The sequence below is a fragment of the Streptococcus taonis genome, assembly GCF_029948085.1.
Lineage (GTDB): Bacteria > Bacillota > Bacilli > Lactobacillales > Streptococcaceae > Streptococcus > Streptococcus taonis.
Genome location: NZ_JARZZP010000003.1, coordinates 129,895 through 148,625 on the forward strand (window position 1 = coordinate 129,895; position 18,731 = coordinate 148,625).

The window sequence follows — 18,731 nt, forward strand, 5'->3', positions numbered from 1 at the left end:
GACTAATTTCCACTTTGGTCAGGAAAGTGGAAATTACTTTGAGAAATTACCCTCAAGATTTTGACAATCTCAACATCATCACAGTTCTGGAAGGTAGAACACAATCTATCATCCGAAATCATTTTCTTAAATATGAGAGTTCTGTCCGAAGTCGCGTCAAAATCATTACTATGGATATGTTTATCCCTTATTATGACTTGACTAGACAACTTCGCTTTCGAATTTCTAGGCTCAGGCTGAAACAGTCTACGAGACTGTTTCACTCCCAAACGCTAAAATCGTTCTGGATTGCTTTCACATTGTACAACATCTAAGCCGTGCTATGAGTCGTGTGCGTGTCCAAATTATGAATCAATCAGGATAGTCGTAAACTGAGTGATAAACGTTTTTATCGCCCTACTTTTCGTATGCATTTAACCAATAAGGAAATCCTAAACAAGCTTTTGAGCTATTCCGAAGACTTGAAACACCACTATCATCTCTATCAACTCTTGCTTTTCCACTTTCAGAATAAGGAGCCGAAGAAATTCTTTGGACTCATTGAGGACAATCTAAAGCTGGTTCATCCTCTTTTTCAGACTGTCTTTAAAACCTTTCTAAAGGACAAAGAGAAAACTGTCAACGCTCTTCAACTACCCTATTCTAACGCCAAACTGGAAGCCACTAATAATCTAATCAAACTTATTAAACGCAATGCCTTTGGTTGTCAGAACTTTGAAAACTTCAAAAAACGCATTTTTATCGCTCTGAACATCAAAAAAGAAAGGACGAAATTTGTCCTTTCTCGAGATTAGCTTTTCTTCAACCCACTACAGTTGACAAAGAGCCAAAAAACTTGTCCCTTTTATATTTTAAACAATGGATTTAAGAAACCATCTGTGTTTTTTAGAAGGGATTTAAAGACTTTAGATTTCAAATTTTCAGTATTTGAGTAGTTTCCAGCCTTCTTGAGGTCTTCTGTGACCGCTTTGTCGAACAAGGCTTTGAGTTCATTATAATTGTGGATGGTTTGTCCATCAATTGTAATCTCTGTGAATCCTTTTTCAGCTCTGACTTTCACATCATGATACCAATGTCTCTTCCACTCTTCAAGTGTCTTGAATTTGTCTCCAGATACTTTCTTGATAATGAAATCATCGCCTAAAAGACCTTTATTTTCTTTATCAGCAGCACCTTGATGTTTGCTTGAAACATAGTCAATGAATCCATGTTCATATCCATAGTACCCCCACATACGGAAGGCATTATGTTTGAATGATAATGAACCTGGTGCTCCTTGGCTTGTATTACCACCGTAAATACCAGCCATCATATTGACATTGACATAAGCCGTACCAAAATCTTCTGGGTGGAAGACTTTATTGCCTGGATTTCCGTGAATAGTCATAAAATTGTTATTTACCAAATCATCAATGGTTTCAAGATTGGTTATTTTCTCAGCGTCTGTCAAGTCACGCACTTTGTCCCATTGGTGAGGACCACTTAGTTTATTTCTATCCATTGGTCGACGTATTTCACGGTCAATTTTCTTGAACCACTTACTATTGTCACCTTTAACCTTAGGAAGAACAGCTTCAGCTTCAGCATAATCAAGCATCATCATAGCTTCATTGTAGTTCTTCATGTATTTATCTATAGTTTCACGCGAATCCAGCTTGTTAGGATTATAGTTGTACCATTGGTTACCATCATTTTGACGTTCAAATGCCATATTTAATCCAAGTGCACCGTATTCACCTTGATGTCCGTGTTGTGCTGGAGTTTGTAACATACCCTGAGCAAATGCTTCAAGGTCTGTACCTTGTCGATGTCTATGACCACCCAAATATGCCATGCGGTCATTTACGTGGGTAGTTTCATGTGTAAAGGCAGATGTGCCGTATTCACTTATTAAATCCGACATAACAAAATATACAGCATCCATAGGTTGTGGATCAGCAAAGATGTAAGCATAGGCTCCATAGCCATACTTATACTCATGATACTTCCCAATACGACCAAAGAATTCCCTGACTGGAGTATAGTCTGATTTTCCATTTCTATGTCCGAATCTGTCAGGCCAGCCACCTGGAGCATTATGATTATCCCATACAGGAGTTGGAACTACATTTTGACTCTTAAGAAGTTTATCGCGTACATTATCAGTAGCAAGACGTGACCAAAAATCTAAGTAATTAACTTGCTCTTTGGCACGTAGATTAATCTCTTTTTTAAAGGCTTCACGTTCTTCTTCAGTATTTTTGTTGTATTTTTCAAATGCACCGAATGAAATTGAATTATACGTTGAAATCATAAATAGATGTGCATTTTTCAAATTAAGAAGAGGTAAAATCATGCGCCCATGCTGCCCATTATTAATTCCTTCGTATAGACGATATTTTTTGTTAGCAAATGCAGGGTTCGTTGATGGTTGTTCAACTACATACGCGTTCTTTTCAATAGCTTTCTTAAACCAGTCATTTATATCTGTATGGTTAGTGAATAGCTTCATATTGTAATGTAAGAATCCATTTAATTCATTTATTCCAATTGTTCCACCTATAGTTTCACGATAAGCTTCTAAAGTTCTATCTCCTTTAACATTTCTTTCACTTGAACCAATTTTGATTAAGAAATCTAAAACATTAACATTCTTACCATAAAAATCAGGTTTAAACATCATAATATCTTTAATTGATAACTCATCGTATTTAAAACCATAATATTGATTTAAGTAGGCCAGCCCCATCATGATTTTAGCTTTGTTATCTTCAACTTTCTTAAGTAAAGCACGCTCGACTACTTCCCCACCGTTTAACTGATGATCTTCATTTTCTAAAATCTGACTAACAAGTTTTTCTAAGTTTCCTTTGACTTCTTCGAAGCTTTCTTCTAAATACAAGCCCTTAATGTACTCAGTTTTCTTCTCAGGGGTATTTTGCCAAGGTTTCTCACGCTTATCCATCAAGCTACGAACTTCATCTGAAAGCAGGGTAACACTAGCTAACTTCTCTTTGATATTGCTTGCTAACTGGCTACGATTCTTCATAACCATATTTGGAGTATAGACAATGTTTTGACCTGCTACATCATACTCTTTTACTTGAGCTACTTTAGAATTCGTTTTAGCGGTCACAGTTAACTCTTCTTTTGTACCATCAGCATAGTGAACCATAATCTTATCAATATCCGATAAATCAGTGACAAATTGCCCTGCTTTCATACCTGTTACAGACAGAACCGTTTTCTTAACAAGATTGGACTCATCTGTTAACTTATTCCCTTGGTTTACAATCCACTCTTTGTTATAAAATGGTTGCAGTTTTTCCAAGTTTCGATAAGCTAGGTTTCTTGTTTCTTGGTAGTCCTGAATCGCTTTATATTCAGAATCTCTATCAACAATACGATTTAACTTGTTTACAACTGGATCTTGAATAGCGAAAGTATTCGCAGTAATCCCCATATTAGCGATTTTGGTGTCTGCTTCGGCTTGAGAGATACCAGTAATACGATTTGAATGCTTGTAGGAAGATAAACCACTTGCAACACCATTTACATAATTTACACGTTTGATATTATCTAATCCAAAATATTGGTCATTATCATTCAAGGCTGGTGAACCATAGACAATTTCACCATTATTTACTTTAAGCATTGTTACGACATCTTCAATAACACCCCAGTTAAAGTTGTTATGAATTACACCTCCACTTTCGCCATGCTGAATCAAATTCATAGTACCTTTTATTACAGCATTTCGGAGAAATCCTTTTTTACCTACTGTCATCGAGTCAATACCATGATCTAGTTTACCAATTAAACCACCATATTTAGATTTATTGGCACTAATCTTAGCATCAACGTAAGCTTTATCAACGTTACTTATCCAACTTTCGCTGACAAGTCCACCAGACCACCAGCCTTTATCTCCAAGACTGTTAATCTTGCCAATAAAAGCTACATTGCGCATATTAGCTTCATCTAACTTATTAACAGCACCGGTTACATCGTTATTTCCTGTTACTGAACCTACTACTTTGATATTCTCAAGTGTAGACTTCTTAAACATATTACCAATAGGTGCAACTTTATCAGCCCAAGGCATATTGATATTTACATTACCTAAGTTAAAGTTTTTGAGTGTAGCACCTTCAGCCTCATTAAACAAAGGTCTTTCTAAGTTATGAATCGTGTACTGATGATTCTCTACACTTGATAAAGTACCTCTAAACTTAGCCATAACATAAGCTTTACCTGCTGGCTTAACGTTAACTGCATTCAAATCTGCACCAAGTTTAAACTCACCGGTAGGATTTGCTTGCATGTCTTTTGCTAAATCATGGAAGTTGTAATAAACCTTATCCTCGGTAGCCCTCGGTTTTTCAAGATAATAAGTGTAAGTGTCTCTTAACTTACCGTCTTTATCACGTTGAACTAAGTCAGGTGCTTTTGCCGTTATCTTGTAAAGCTGCTTACCTTCCTCAATGACCTCTTCAATCTTATCAATTGCTAAACGAGTCACTTTGTTTTCTCTGGAGGTTACTTTTAAGTAATAGTTGTTAACATTACTTGGAAGAGAGGTTAAATGATTACTATCGCTTTCGACACCGCTTTCGTTTACTTGTACGAGACTGGTATTTGCAATATCTTTCAACTCAACTTTCTTTAAATCTAAGCGTAAAGGTTTATCTTCCAAAGTCGATACTTCTGCACCCTTACCTACATCATAAGTCATAGTGGTTGAAATCGTATAATCTTTGTAATAGTCTAAGTTCTCTAATACTTGAGATAAGTTATCGGTTTTTAAATCAAGCGTTTTTACAATTTTTCCACCTTCTTTGATAGTCGCTACAATGCGTGTAATTGTAGCATTGTCTTGATTTTCTAGATTGTAGTTAATTGTAGCAGACTTAGCTAAAACATCCTTAGATACAGTGGTCAGAGTCAAAACAGGAGCCGTTTTTTCTTTGGGCTTTTCTTTGGTACCTTTTACAAGAATTTCAGGCTTCATTTCTTTCAAAATAGTTACTGTTTCAACTGGGTCACTGATTTTTTTGCCATGTAACTCTTCATAGCTAGTAACAATTTGACGTTCGCCATCCTCACCAACTTGTTTAATAGAATCATCACCTATAAATTTGCTAGAATCAGATTCTTCTGTGATAGTTTTAGGAATAGTCTCTGTACGAATATCAGTATGTAAAGCAGGAAGCTCTTCTCTCTCTGGAGCAACGTCAGGAACTGTAGCTAGTGGATCGGTATACTCTGAGATTTCAATAATCGGCGGATCAATTAAGTTTCCTGTTTCATCTACTCCTGTTGTACCTACAGATTCCGTGTATTCTGACTTCTCGGACTTGGGTGCTTCTTCTGGAACTGTGCCTACCGGTTCAGTGTATGCTGGTTTTTCATGAACTTCTGGTTCTCCTTTGTCAGTCACAACAGCTTCGGGTAATGCTGGTTGAACTTCCGGTTCACCTTTATCAGTTACAACAGCTTCGGGTAACGCTGGTTGAACTTCCGGTTCACCTTTATCAGTTACAACAGCTTCGGGTAACGCTGGTTGAACTTCCGGTTCGCCTTTGTCAGTCACAACAGCTTCGGGTAACGCTGGTTGAACTTCCGGCTCGCCTTTATTAGTCGCAATAGCTTCCGGCAACGCTGGTTGAACTTCCGGCTCGCCTTTATTAGTCGCAATAGCTTCCGGCAACGCTGGTTGAACTTCCGGTTCGCCTTTATCAGTTACAACAGCTTCGGGTAACGCTGGTTGAACTTCCGGTTCGCCTTTGTCAGTCACAACAGCTTCGGGTAACGCTGGTTGAACTTCCGGTTCGCCTTTGTCAGTCACAATAGCTTCCGGCAACGCTGGTTGAACTTCCGGTTCTACAAGGTTTGTACCTATTGGTTGCGTATAGTCAGGCTTCTCATACTTAGGAGCATCGTCTGGGACTGTGCCTACTGGTGCAGTGTACTCTGGTTTCTCTGATTTAGGTGCTTCGTCTGGAGCCATACCTACAGGCTCAGTGTATGCTCGCTTCTCAGCTTTAGGCGCCACATCAGGAACTGTTCCTACCGGTGCTGTATATTCTGGTTTTTCATGAACTTCGGGCTCAACCAGATTACCACCAACTGGTGCTGTATGTTCTGGTTTTTCTGCTTTAGGCGCTTCATTAGGGATACTTTGAATTTCAGATACTGGAACATTTTTTGTCCCCTCATCCTTATGTTGAATTTCTGAAATTGCATCATCATCAAGCGGTAAGTATCCAATATAACGATATCCAGCAATTTGAACTACCCCTTCATGACTTGGAGCTTTCAAAGGATTGCTTATATCGAGAGCTTGCATACTAGAAAGACTAATCAGTCCGATAGTAGTAACTAAGAACAAACTACTAACTTTTTTCTTTTTATGAACCAAAAGGACTAAACTACCAACAGCTAATAGTCCTAAAGCTGTAAGCACAGAAGTCGATGAACCTGTTGCAGGAAGAGCTTCCTGCTGATAAATAAGAGCATAAGTTACCTCATTATCAGTAGGAATTCCTGCTTGAATCTTTCTTTGTTCTTCCTTTGTAAGAGCGCTTTTTTCAATGTAATGATAGGTAGAAGCATGAATGACTGACGGTGCAACCAAGATACTTCCGAGTAAAACTGAACCAACAATCCCACAGATTTTTCGGATTGAAAACCGTTCTTTTTTAAATAATGACAAGTGTAATCACCTTCCTTAATTTTATTTCCTAATAGGAAACACTATTTTTTATTTTCGAAAATTGAACTTCTAAAATCATCAGTTTGATTTAGATAGGCCTTAAATACTGCTCTCTTTAACTTATGAACTGCACTATCATATTCTGGATTATAGTTGTCCCAAGAATAACGATTCTCATCTGCATCCTTACGGACAGCTTCGTCCATTAATCGCTGCAGTTCTTCTACACTATGAATCGTCTTTCTGGCAAAACTTGCCCAAGATTTAGTTGGATCGTTGAAGGTAACCGGCTTCAAGTTTCTAAACTGATCCACCCGTTCTTGGTACATAGCTTTCTTGAAATCTGCCCAAGTTTTATATTGACCGTTAAATACTTTTTGAAGGACAAGTTCATCTGTAACTAAACCTACTTCTTTACCATAAGAATTAATCTTACTTCCCGCCGCTTTTGCATCTTTTTCATATTGATTCGAGATATATGGTACCATTCCATCCTTAAAGCCTTTGGCAGCCAGAAGTTCATAAGCTATCCTACGTCCCATCAAATCACCCGGAGTTCCCTTACTGCTCAGAGCCGAATAGATTGGGGCAAAGAGTTTAATCGTATAGTAACCGTTTCTTTCATATTCCCCAGACTTATATTCACGAGCTGACAAGATATTATTTTTAATTAAACTATCAAAGGTAGTCAATTTTTTGGCATCTTCTTCTGTCAGATTTTGTACAACGTTAGTAGCGTAAACCTCATTTCCATCTGCAGGATCTTTCACGTATTTATTCTCGATTTTTCTCAGAGCCGTCATTTTCTGATAAGCATCTAGCTGTTTCACAATAGATTGCCCTTCGAGATATTCCAACATGTAAACGACATCAAACATATTGTGGACGTAGTTCTGAAGATCTGCTGCGTCATTAAATCTTGTAGTTGGATCAAGTACTTGCAATCGCTGGCCTTCTGTACTATCTGATGTTTTATGTTTCAAGATAGAGTTGATGGTAATGGTTGCATCACTTGGTTGATCAGGAGCTTGCAATAAGCCTTTTGCGAAGAACTCCGGTCCTAAGCCACTTCTTCGACCATAGCCACCAAGGTAAATATCCTGATCTGAATCATGTGTCATCTCATGGGTATAGGTGATAGCTCCATCCTTATCTAACATACGATAGGACATATAGTAAACGCCATCTCCAGTTGCATAAGCACCATGGTGATTGTGAACTACTTTATTCCCCACTGGACCAAAGAAATTCTTCATCGCCGGATTGGTACTATCAAACTGAGCCTCAACTGTAGCTTTTCCAGATGTTGTATCATCTCCAAACTTATAGGCATCATAAAGTAAAATTGTACGATAGAGCTTTTCACGTCCTTCTTTATCTAAAATACGATACCAATAATCATAGTGATCTCGCTGACGTTTGGCTGTTTCACGTGCATTATCTTCAACAAACTTATTGAGTTCATCTCCAGCCTTATAATCGCTGTTGCGGTAGCGATCGTAAGCGCCAAATCCTAGGCTAGACAAGGTTGAGATGACAAATACAAATCTTTCTGGCAAGGTGAGGAGAGGCAAGACCATATTGCGGTATTTCCAAGTACTACTAGTAATTCTGTCATAAACACCGATAGAATACTTAGTCCCTGCTTGCTCTTGCTTGGCTTTGACCTCTGCAATAGTGGATTTTTCTTCGACAATGAAAGCTTTGGTCTGTTTTTTAAACCAGTCATTATTGCTAGTGTTTGGTAAAAAGACTTTTCGGTAATTTTCTAGCGTGCTAAACAAATCTGTCGTTCCATGATGGCTGGCAAGACTGATAGCATAAGTATCGACATTGTTTTTAGCAAGAAGATTGTTAAAGCCAGATTTACCTAACTCAATCAGAGTATCTAATGGTGAAGTATTTCCTTTACCAAAGAAGTCCGGATGATACATAACTAGGTCTTTGACATTCACTTGACCATAGCTAAAGTTATACCAACGTTCTAAATAAGTTAAACCGAGTAGCAAGGCTTCCTTATTGTTCTTGATTTTATCTACAAGATAGCCTCTGGTAACTGGGTTGTCACCAGCAAGTCCAGCATCTGCTGACAAGAGTTTTTTCAAACTGTTTGCCAAATTTTGTTTTGTTTTGACGAACTGGTCTTCCAGATAGAGCTCAGTTTGCTTGACATCTGGAGAAATTCCGAGTATCTTTCTGATGGTATCCGACTTATAGTCAACCTTTTGTAAGTCAGGTAAGACTTGCTTAATGATAGAGTCTTGGTCATACAAGAATTGATTTGGAGTGTATAGGAGTCCTGTATCCCCTAAACTATATTCTGCTAGCTTGGCAAAATCAGTCCGGTACTTGAGATCGAGCTTCTCAGATGAATGGTCCTGATAGTGAAGCAAGAGTTTATTTGCAGTCTGTTTGTTAGAAACAATATCTGTGATTACTTGGTCATCCTTCATCATAACTGCAGACAAGAGTTCTTTTTGATATAAGAGACTGTTCTCCTTGACCAGGTTTCCGTATTTCACGATGGTCGCCTTGTTATAGAAAGGTAACAATTTTTCAATGTTCTTATAAACCAAAGCACGGTTAGCTTGATAATGCTTCACCTTAGAAAAATCACTTTCTTTACTACCACTTGTTGAAAGGGGCTCCACTGTTGGAGGAGTGAGAGGATTGATTTCTGCTTTTTTATTAGTCACTTCAGAAGCATCTAGCATTGTTCCTCTTTCTTCAAAGGATTCTTTGCTGATGACTTCATCCCTAACCAAGGTGACATTGTATACTCTGTTCGCCTTGCTGCTGAATGTATCCTTCACCTTCATTCCATTGTAGTGGTAACCGGTAATAGCATTCCCGTTGGTTACATTGACATCACTTAGTACATTGGTCAAGCTTCCAGCATGCTGTTCCTCATTCGTCTTTCGATCCCACAAATATCCAGCCACACCCGCAACTCTACCAAAGTGCTTGACATTGTTGATATCACCTTCAGCATAGCTATCCTGTATATGCGCATCTTGGTCTACAAGACCTGCTAGCCCACCAACAGTCTGATCTGAACTATTGGTGTTTGACGAAATGGTTACTGTCGCTTTAGATTTAGCAATAGACGCATTTTTTCCTGTTAAATGACCGACCAGACCGCCAATATTGTAGGCAGCAGTTGTTTCATAGGTATTGATAATTCTTCCCTTGAAACTGCTCTCTGTGATGCTTGATTGGTCTGCCTTAGCAAGCAATCCACCGATACCACGTTCTCCAGCCAGAACACCATCGACATGAACTTGTTTAATCTTTGTGTTATTCTGAGCTTCATTTGCCAGTGAACCAATATCATTTTTCCCTGAAATAGCAACATTTTTTAGACTCAGTTTTTCTACTGTAGCACCATTCAAGTTTTCAAACAGAGGTTTTTTCAAATTATAGATAGCATACTTCTTACCATCTTTTTCTCCAATCAAATGACCAGTAAAGGTTCCCTTGATATAGGATTTATCATCAGGACCAAGCTCCACTTCGTTAGCATTCAGGCTAGCTGCTAAATGATAGGTTCCAGAGAGATTTTGGTTTATAGCTTTGACCAGATTACTAAAGGAAGTAAAGTTTGTATTTTCCTCTTTAGACTTCTTATCGAGGTAGAAGGTGAAATGGTCGACATATTTATTGTTCTGCTCTTGCTGGAGTTTCTCAGCCTTAGCTGTAATTTTATAAACTGGCTGACCATTTCTTTCCTCTTCAGTTATTGAGGCGACTGGTAGATAGACATCTTTAAATGCCGAAGATTTTACCTTGACAAAGTAATTATCCGTATTCTTTGGAACACCATCCAACGAAACATGCTGTTTATAAATTCCATTAGTCTGGCTATAGAGCTCTACATCAGAAACATTTCTTAATTCGAGTGTTTTTTCTGGATCATGTTCTTTCATTTTTTCAGTCGGAATATCCGGCTTTACTTGATCAATATCACCAGTGTATTCTGGAAGTGGGGCTACCTGTTCCGGCTCACCTTTGTCACTTACTACTGCTTCTGGCAATTCGGGTTGAACTTCCGGTATGCCTTTGTCAGTTACAACTGCTTCGGGTAATTCTGGCTGAACTTCAGGTTCACCTTTATCAGTTACAACTGCTTCGGGTAAGGCGGATTGGACAGAAGGTTCCCCTTTATCGCTTACAACAGCTTCGGGCAATTCAGGTTGAACTTCCGGTTCACCTTTATCGGTTACAACTGCTTTTGACAATTCAGGTTGAACTTCTGGTTCTCCTTTATCACTTACAACGGCTTCGGGTAATGCAGGCTGAACTGCGGGTTCACCTTTATCAGTTACAACGGCTTCGGGTAACTCTGGCTGAATTGCAGGTTCGCCTTTATCGGTTACAACTGCTTCTGGCAATTCAGGTTGAACTTCTGGTTCTCCTTTATCAGTTACAACCGCTTCGGGTAAGGCGGATTGGACAGAAGGTTCCCCTTTATCGCTTACAACAGCTTCTGGTAAGGCGGGTTGGACTGTCGGTTCACCTTTGGCGTTTACAACAGCTTCTGGTAATTCAGGTTGAATTGCAGGCTCACCCTTATCAGTCACGACTGCTTCTGGTAACGCAGGTTGAACTTCCGGCTCACCTTTGTCAGTCACAACTGCTTCGGGTAAGGCGGGTTGGACTGCTGGTTCTCCTTTATCAGTAACAACTGCTTCGGGTAATTCTGGCTGGACCGCTGGTTCGCCCTTGTCACTTACTACTGCTTCTGGTAACTCTGGGTGAACTTCTGGTTCGCCTTTATCAGTCACAACTGCTTCGGGTAATTCTGGCTGGACCGCTGGTTCGCCCTTGTCGGTTCCCAGAGTTCCAGCTTGTACATTCTTATGTTCGGCTAATTGTGCTTGAGAATCTGAAGATTGTTTCTCTTCTTTTCTTGGATTGGTTAATTCTGCAGAGAGAGGTTTTTCAACTACTTGAACTTCTGTCGGCTTAGTTGAAGAAACAGATGTTTGTTCCTGCATAGCTTGTACTGTTGATGGATGGTCTACAAAATTCGGTGTAACACTATAATCCACCTTTTGTTGTTTTGTAGGAGTGGCTGCTGATTTCTCTTGATTGCTTACTTTAGATTCAGAAGTTATGTTTCCCTCCTTGATATATCCAATATAAGTGTAACCTGAAATATCTTTAGGAAGAGGTAATTTTTCTCCTGTGGTCAATTCATAGTCAGTATTGTAATTCAGTAAGAGATTATTTTCTAAAGCATGAGCTGATACTAGGACACCGTTTCCGATTCCTGCAACCAATACTAAATGTAATACTGTTTTATTCTTAACCTTTTTCTTAGAAACGGCAAAAATTAAAATCCCCAGAGCAGCTAAGCTAGCACCAGCAACTAGGGTTTGCATATCATTCTTACTTCCAGTATTTGGTAAGTCTCCCAGTTGATTTTGGGAATTTAATTTATAAACAAGATAATAAGTTTCATCATCATTCTCCATGTATGTCGGAATGTCATAGACAAGCTGTTTCTTTTCTTCTGATGATAACTCTGACTCTGTCACATATTTATAGTGAACACCTTTAGTCTCTTGAGCCTCTACAGATGAACTAGCTAATACAGACATAAAAAATAAACTTGAAATCGTTGCAGAGACAAGTCCTACTGATAATTTTCTAAATGAAAAACGCTGCTGTTTTTCACCAAAATACTTTTCCATTATTCCTCCTTGAAATAAAATTTTAAAAATATGCAAGCTAAAATTTATTATATTAGCTTGTTATCTTATAAAAAGGTAACACACTTCAATTATACTCTTAATTTACCAAAAAGTCTTAAAATTGAGATGCGCTTTCATACTTTGTTTTATATATAAAATACGAAGGAGCAGGGTTTGAATTTCTTATATTCTTTTTGGATAAAAAAATAGGCTCTCCGAAAACTCGGAAAGCCTTATTTAATGCTACTTCTAGCTTCCTCACCTTTACATTTTAAGGTTCGGGATAAAAAGGTTCACTGGACCTTTTTATTTTGCGATTGGGTAAACAGAAACTTGTTTTTTATCGCGACCTTTACGTTCAAAGCGTACTACGCCTTCAACTTTAGCGAACAAAGTATCGTCTCCACCACGTCCAACGTTTACACCTGGATAGATGTGTGTACCACGTTGACGGTAAAGGATAGATCCACCTGTTACAGTTTGTCCGTCAGCTGCTTTAGCTCCAAGACGTTTCGCTTGTGAATCACGTCCGTTTGATGTAGAACCTCCACCTTTTTTGTGGGCGAAAAGTTGCATGTTAGTAAGAGTCATTTTTAACATAATGTTTTCCTCCGTGTTAGTTTTCTGTGATAACTCTGGTTTGGACGAACTCAGAAGAGTCCTCCGATAAGTTTGCCATTCCTAAGAAAAATGATTCAAAGAATAACTGAGTCATTTCTCTCTGATGTGAAGGGATATCTTTAGGAATTTCCACCATGAGATAACCATCTTCATCTTCGTTTAATTGTAAGATTGGTTCATAGCCTGCAAATTTCTCAATTGAATTGACAAAGTTAGTGGCAAGCGTAGAAACCGATGCACACACGACGTCAAAGCCGTTTTCGCCAATTTTGGCGTGTCCAGTAATCTCCGCACTCCTCAGCTCGCCATCTTCGGCTCTCTCAAAGACTGCTTGTATCATGTGTTCTCCTTAAAATTAAGCGTTGATTGCGTTGATGACAACTTTAGTATATGGTTGACGGTGACCTTGTTTACGGTGGCTACCTTTTTTAGGTTTGTACTTGTAAGTAACAACTTTCTTTTGTTTTCCTTGTTTTTCAACAGTTCCAACTACAGTAGCTCCAGCAACAAGTGGAGTTCCGACAACAGTGTTTTCACCACCAACAAGAACAACTTCGTTAAAAGTAACTTCTTGACCAGCTTCAACGTTCAATTTTTCAACGTAGATTGCTTGACCAACTTCAACTTTAACTTGTTTTCCGCCAGTTTTGATAATTGCGTATGTGCTCATTATGCACCTCCTATGATTTTTTTGGGTTTCCCCGTATTTTTGTGAAGACTCGCCTAGCATCGTGGGACGAACCACTTAAAAGAAGAGCTCTAAGTATAACAAAGAATAAACTAGGAATTAAGCCGAAGACATAACTTATGTTAGGCAAGGCGATAATGACGAAGTTTAAATTTGTTATACGACGAGCAACGATGTTCGTGCGGTTGCACAGGATCGTGCATAGTCAACTCTTCAAGTATAGCATGATTCCTAGTTCTTGACAAGTATTTATCATCGAATTTAAACTTTTTCTCTTATTTTTTTCCTCCAAGATGCAAAAAGCATACTTAAATAAAAAATACTCATCATGATTGGAATCCCTAAAATTGTTTTTTCTTCATAAAAAATACTCAGATAAGCTGATACAACAACCCCAAGTACAAAACTCGACAGCAAGCTAACAAAGATGAGACCTTCTCTTAAAAAAGGTGTATGTTTTGTGCGAACATATTCACCAAATGCTAACATGGTTCGTTTGATATTTCCAGTCATAAAAGCATTGTTGTATGCAATTCCTGAAACTTCACCGAATGCTGTTGTAACCAGACCCATACAAAATGCTAACGGTGGTACTATGTATATATTATCAACCGTCAAGGGAACAAATCCTATAATCAAAGATAAAATTGCTAGTGGAATAAGGGATAGAATTGGTTTTCTTACAATCCTCAACTTTTCTTTATAGACTGTCAAGAGGAAGACACCCACCATGAAAGAAATCAAGGTCATTACCTTGGCGCTGGCATCTGAAACATTGTCCTGAATGAGACCAACGGAAAGGAAAACGACATTCCCTGTTTGACCTGCAACTAGAGTATTCCCACGTATGATAAAGGTATAGGCATCTACATAACCCGCACAAAAAGTCAAAAAAAGCGCCAATCTTTTTGAATGACGAGAAATTTTTCTCATAGGTAATAATCTCATACTACACTCCTATTTTTTCTGAATCTATTGTAACATTTTTTGAGGAAAATTCGAAGTGTCAAATAAAAGAATTGTCTCCCTTTGGCTAGTTTAGTCTATCTGTGATATAATGAAAGCAGTCATTACTTGTAGAAAAGGAGATTTCATGCTTAAACTCGGTATTATCGGTACTGGTGCAATCAGTCACCACTTTATAGAAGCTGCTCATACTAGTCAGGAATTTCAGTTAGTGGCTGTTTATTCAAGAAAGCTCACGACTGCTCAGCAATTTGCTAGTTCCTATACAGATGTTAGTCTATTTGATAATTTAGAGGATTTCTTCCAATCTGAATTTGATGTTGTCTATATCGCAAGTCCAAATTCTCTGCACTTTACTCAAGCCAAGGCCGCTTTATCTGCTGGCAAACATGTTATCCTTGAAAAACCAGCGGTGACTCAACCCCAAGAATGGCAGGATTTAGTTGAAATAACTCAGGAGAATCACCGTTTCATCTTTGAAGCAGCAAGAAACTATCATGAGGAAGCCTTCACCGTTATTAAAAACTTTTTAGCAGATAAGCAAGTTTTAGGTGCAGATTTTAACTATGCCAAGTATTCTTCTAAGATGTCTGACCTTCTTTCTGGAAACACTCCGAATGTATTTTCAGACCGTTTTGCTGGTGGGGCTCTCATGGACTTGGGAATTTATCCGATCTATGCTGCGGTTCGCTTGTTTGGAAAGGCACTTGATGCGACCTATCAAGCTCAGCAACTTTACAACACCATTGATTTAAATGGAGATGGTATCTTATCTTATCCTGAATATCAAGTTCACATCAAGGCTGGTAAAAACATTACTTCTAATCTGCCTTGTGAAATATATACAACAGATGGAACCTTGACACTCAACACTATTGAACATGTTCGCTCAGCTATTTTTACAGATCATCAAGGTAATGAAACACATCTACCAATTCAGCAGGCACCTCATACCATGACTGAGGAGGTCGCTGCTTTTGCTAACATGATCAAACAGCCAAACCAAAAACTCTACCAAGATTGGCTGGATGATGCAACCGACGTCCATAAGCTACTTTACACCATGCGCCAGACTGCTGGCATTAGATTTGAGGCAGAAAAATGAAAACCAAACTACCAACTGAATGGCTAGAACTCCTTGACCAACTTGGTTTCCAAGAATTCACACCCATCCAAACTCAGCTTTTTGATCCGATTTTAGACGGTCAAACCCTCCTTGGAGTCAGTCCAACTGGTACAGGTAAGACTTTAGCTTATCTCCTACCAAGTCTTCTCCGTCTCCAAAAGAAAAAAGCGCAGCAACTATTGATTTTAGCACCAAATACTGAACTGGCTGGTCAGATTTTTGAGGTAACTAAAACCTGGGGTGAAGCAATTGGCTTGACTGCTCAACTATTCCTTTCTGGTTCGAGTCAGAAACGTCAAATCGAACGACTTAAAAAAGGCCCAGAAATCCTTATTGGAACTCCTGGGCGTATCTTTGAACTGATCAAATTGAAAAAAATCAAGATGATGAATGTGGAAACGATCATTCTTGATGAGTTCGATCAGTTGCTAGATGATTCTCAAATTCACTTTGTTGAGAAAATCACTCACTACGCACCTCGTGACCACCAACTCATCTATATGAGTGCCACTACCAAGTTTGACCAAGATAAGATTGCGCCCAACACGCGCACCATTGACCTTTCAGATCAAAAGCTAGACAACATCCAACACTTCTACATGCAAGTAGACCAACGACACAGAGTAGATATGCTTCGTAAACTAGCATATGTCGCGGACTTTCGCGGACTCGTCTTCTTTAATAGTTTGTCAGACCTCGGAAGCGCTGAGGAAAAATTGCAATATCGTGATGTTTTAGCTGTTTCACTAGCTAGCGATGTCAATGTTAAGTTCAGAAAAGTTATCTTAGAAAAATTCAAAGACAAGCAACTAACACTGCTTCTTGCAACAGACCTTCTAGCTCGTGGTATCGACATTGATAGCTTGGAATGCGTGGTTAACTTTGACGTTCCTAGAGATATGGAAACCTACACTCACCGCGCTGGCCGTACTGGACGTATGGGCAAAGAGGGCTATGTAATCACGCTTGTAACACATCCCGAAGACATCAAAAAGCTGAAGAAATTTGCAAGTGTACGTGAAATCGTCTTGAAAAATCAAGAACTGTATATCAAATAGAGGCTGGGATAAAAATCCCAACCTCATTTTTTATTAGCAAAAAAACTTTGACCTGCTAGTTGATTTAGAACTTCGAAATCGAAACTTTATCTACTGATTTCTCCTCCACCGGCTTTATTACCCCCAGGTAATTTCTAAGCGATAGTTCGCAAATGGATTTCCTTCTTTGTTTTGTAGTTGATAGGCTAGTTCAATCTTTTGCTGATCAACTTGATAATGGCTTGTTTGGATGATAAACTCCTGTATCCCCATTGGTGTAGGAATATAGGCTAAACTATCAGCTTCCTTCAGAAAACGCATGATGGTCTTAGGGTTGGAAAATCGAGACATCACCAACTCTGTATCATTAAACTTGAGTATCACTTTTTCCTTCTCTTCATTGTAAAAAAGGAGATAGGAAAAATCACCTTTCTCACGTAACTCAACATCATAAAGTTGGTCGATCACTTCCAATTGTTCATCAAATTGGATGGTATTTCTCATTCGAATCTTCACTTCAAGTCCTCTTTCTACACTCTTATCCTACTATTTTACCAAAAACTGTAGCTTTTTGCTATAATGGTTTTATGAATGAAAAAGTATTTCGTGACCCTGTTCACAATTATATCCATGTTGATAATCAGATTATCTATGACTTAATCAATACCAAAGAATTTCAACGCTTGCGTCGTATCAAGCAACTAGGAACATCCAGTTACACCTTTCATGGTGGAGAACATAGTCGTTTCTCTCACTGTCTAGGTGTTTACGAGATTGCACGTCGCATCACCGAGATTTTTGAGGAAAAGTATCCTAAAGAATGGGATCCTTCGGAGTCCCTCCTAACCATGACTGCAGCCCTCCTTCATGACCTAGGCCATGGAGCCTACTCGCATACCTTTGAAAATCTCTTTGATACCGATCATGAGGCGATTACGCAGGAAATTATCCAAAGTCCTGAGACGGAAATTCATCAAGTCCTGCTACAAGTAGCGCCAGATTTTCCTGAAAAGGTAGCTAGCGTTATAGACCACACTTATCCAAATAAGCAGGTGGTCCAGCTGATTTCGAGTCAAATCGATGCAGATCGCATGGACTATCTCTTACGTGACTCCTATTTTACAGGTGCTTCCTATGGGGAATTTGACCTAACACGTATCTTACGAGTTATTCGCCCTATCGAGAACGGAATTGCCTTTCAACGAAACGGCATGCATGCCATCGAAGACTATGTTCTTAGTCGCTATCAAATGTATATGCAGGTTTATTTCCATCCTGCCACACGTGCTATGGAAGTCCTTCTGCAGAATCTTTTGAAACGTGCTAAAGAACTTTATCCAGACAATAAGGACTTCTTTACTCTTACATCCCCGCATCTACTCCCATTTTTCGAAAAGAATGTTAGCTTGACTGACTATCTGGCTCTGGATGACGGAGTTATGAATACCTATTTCCAACTCTGGATGACTAGTCCTGACAAGATTCTCGCAGACTTATCGCAACGCTTTGTCAATCGCAAGGTCTTTAAATCCATCACCTTTTCTCAAGAGGATCAAGAAAAGCTTTCATCTATGAGAAAACTGGTAGAAGATATCGGCTTTGATCCTGACTATTACACAGCTATTCATAAGAACTTTGACCTTCCTTATGATATCTATCGCCCCGAATCAGAAAACCCACGGACGCAGATTGAGATTATACAAAAAAATGGAGAACTAGCAGAACTCTCTAGCCTGTCTCCTATCGTCCAATCCCTTGCTGGCAGTCGCCATGGAGATAATCGCTTTTATTTTCCAAAAGAAATGTTAGACCAAAACAGCATCTTTGCAAGCATTACCCAGCAATTTTTACACTTAATTGAGAACGATCATTTTACACCAAATAAAAACTAAAAGAGGAAATT

At 38.8% G+C, this 18,731-nt stretch carries 10 protein-coding genes and 1 pseudogene; 4 read left to right on the top strand and 7 right to left on the bottom strand.

The genetic code is table 11. The annotated features are described in order from the left end of the window. Positions 1-53: 53 nt before the first annotated feature. Positions 54-794, top strand: a pseudogene (locus QEZ38_RS02340) (transposase); the annotation flags it as partial. 50 nt (positions 795-844) lie between these two features. Here the strand turns inward: QEZ38_RS02340 and QEZ38_RS02345 are convergent. From QEZ38_RS02345 to QEZ38_RS02370, 6 genes are all read right to left on the bottom strand, one after another. Then, positions 845-6,694, bottom strand: a complete 5,850-nt coding sequence (locus QEZ38_RS02345) for an SIALI-17 repeat-containing surface protein (RefSeq protein ID WP_281334905.1) — start codon at positions 6,692-6,694, stop codon at positions 845-847. Between the two features lie 41 nt (positions 6,695-6,735). Beyond that, complete coding sequence (locus QEZ38_RS02350; RefSeq protein ID WP_281334906.1) at positions 6,736-12,390, bottom strand: ZmpA/ZmpB/ZmpC family metallo-endopeptidase; 5,655 nt, start codon at positions 12,388-12,390, stop codon at positions 6,736-6,738. A gap of 306 nt (positions 12,391-12,696) precedes the next feature. Beyond that, positions 12,697-12,990, bottom strand: coding sequence for a 50S ribosomal protein L27 (gene rpmA / locus QEZ38_RS02355; RefSeq protein WP_075229047.1), 294 nt, complete (start codon positions 12,988-12,990; stop codon positions 12,697-12,699). A 16-nt stretch (positions 12,991-13,006) separates the two neighbouring features. Further along, the gene (locus tag QEZ38_RS02360; RefSeq protein WP_075229048.1) at positions 13,007-13,351 is read right to left on the bottom strand and encodes a ribosomal-processing cysteine protease Prp; all 345 of its coding nucleotides are present in this window, start codon (positions 13,349-13,351) and stop codon (positions 13,007-13,009) included. 15 nt (positions 13,352-13,366) lie between these two features. Beyond that, positions 13,367-13,681, bottom strand: coding sequence for a 50S ribosomal protein L21 (rplU, locus tag QEZ38_RS02365; RefSeq protein WP_000109137.1), 315 nt, complete (start codon positions 13,679-13,681; stop codon positions 13,367-13,369). Between the two features lie 279 nt (positions 13,682-13,960). Beyond that, positions 13,961-14,647 (bottom strand): YoaK family protein, encoded by a 687-nt coding sequence (locus tag QEZ38_RS02370; RefSeq protein ID WP_153224971.1) that lies wholly within the window; start codon positions 14,645-14,647, stop codon positions 13,961-13,963. 145 nt (positions 14,648-14,792) lie between these two features. On the opposite strand from QEZ38_RS02370, the gene QEZ38_RS02375 reads away from it, so the two are divergent. Next, the gene (locus tag QEZ38_RS02375) at positions 14,793-15,770 is read left to right on the top strand and encodes a Gfo/Idh/MocA family protein (protein ID WP_281334907.1); all 978 of its coding nucleotides are present in this window, start codon (positions 14,793-14,795) and stop codon (positions 15,768-15,770) included. Beyond that, positions 15,767-16,849, top strand: a complete 1,083-nt coding sequence (locus QEZ38_RS02380) for a DEAD/DEAH box helicase (protein WP_281334908.1) — start codon at positions 15,767-15,769, stop codon at positions 16,847-16,849. Before QEZ38_RS02375 ends, QEZ38_RS02380 begins: the two co-directional genes overlap by 4 nt. A gap of 117 nt (positions 16,850-16,966) precedes the next feature. Here the strand turns inward: QEZ38_RS02380 and QEZ38_RS02385 are convergent, their stop codons facing one another. Continuing rightward, positions 16,967-17,344, bottom strand: a complete 378-nt coding sequence (locus QEZ38_RS02385) for a YwiB family protein (protein WP_281334909.1) — start codon at positions 17,342-17,344, stop codon at positions 16,967-16,969. 71 nt (positions 17,345-17,415) lie between these two features. On the opposite strand from QEZ38_RS02385, the gene QEZ38_RS02390 reads away from it, so the two are divergent. Further along, positions 17,416-18,720, top strand: a complete 1,305-nt coding sequence (locus QEZ38_RS02390; RefSeq protein ID WP_281334910.1) for an HD domain-containing protein — start codon at positions 17,416-17,418, stop codon at positions 18,718-18,720. Positions 18,721-18,731: the final 11 nt, after the last annotated feature.

Excerpts from the sequence above, each read along its gene's own strand:
- QEZ38_RS02350 (WP_281334906.1), bottom strand. The coding sequence starts at position 12,390 with ATGGAAAAGTATTTTGGTGAAAAACAGCAGCGTTTTTCATTTAGAAAA.
- rpmA (WP_075229047.1), bottom strand. The coding sequence starts at position 12,990 with ATGTTAAAAATGACTCTTACTAACATGCAACTTTTCGCCCACAAAAAA.
- QEZ38_RS02360 (WP_075229048.1), bottom strand. The coding sequence starts at position 13,351 with ATGATACAAGCAGTCTTTGAGAGAGCCGAAGATGGCGAGCTGAGGAGT.
- rplU (WP_000109137.1), bottom strand. The coding sequence starts at position 13,681 with ATGAGCACATACGCAATTATCAAAACTGGCGGAAAACAAGTTAAAGTT.
- QEZ38_RS02370 (WP_153224971.1), bottom strand. The coding sequence starts at position 14,647 with ATGAGATTATTACCTATGAGAAAAATTTCTCGTCATTCAAAAAGATTG.
- QEZ38_RS02375 (WP_281334907.1), top strand. The coding sequence starts at position 14,793 with ATGCTTAAACTCGGTATTATCGGTACTGGTGCAATCAGTCACCACTTT.
- QEZ38_RS02380 (WP_281334908.1), top strand. The coding sequence starts at position 15,767 with ATGAAAACCAAACTACCAACTGAATGGCTAGAACTCCTTGACCAACTT.
- QEZ38_RS02390 (WP_281334910.1), top strand. The coding sequence starts at position 17,416 with ATGAATGAAAAAGTATTTCGTGACCCTGTTCACAATTATATCCATGTT.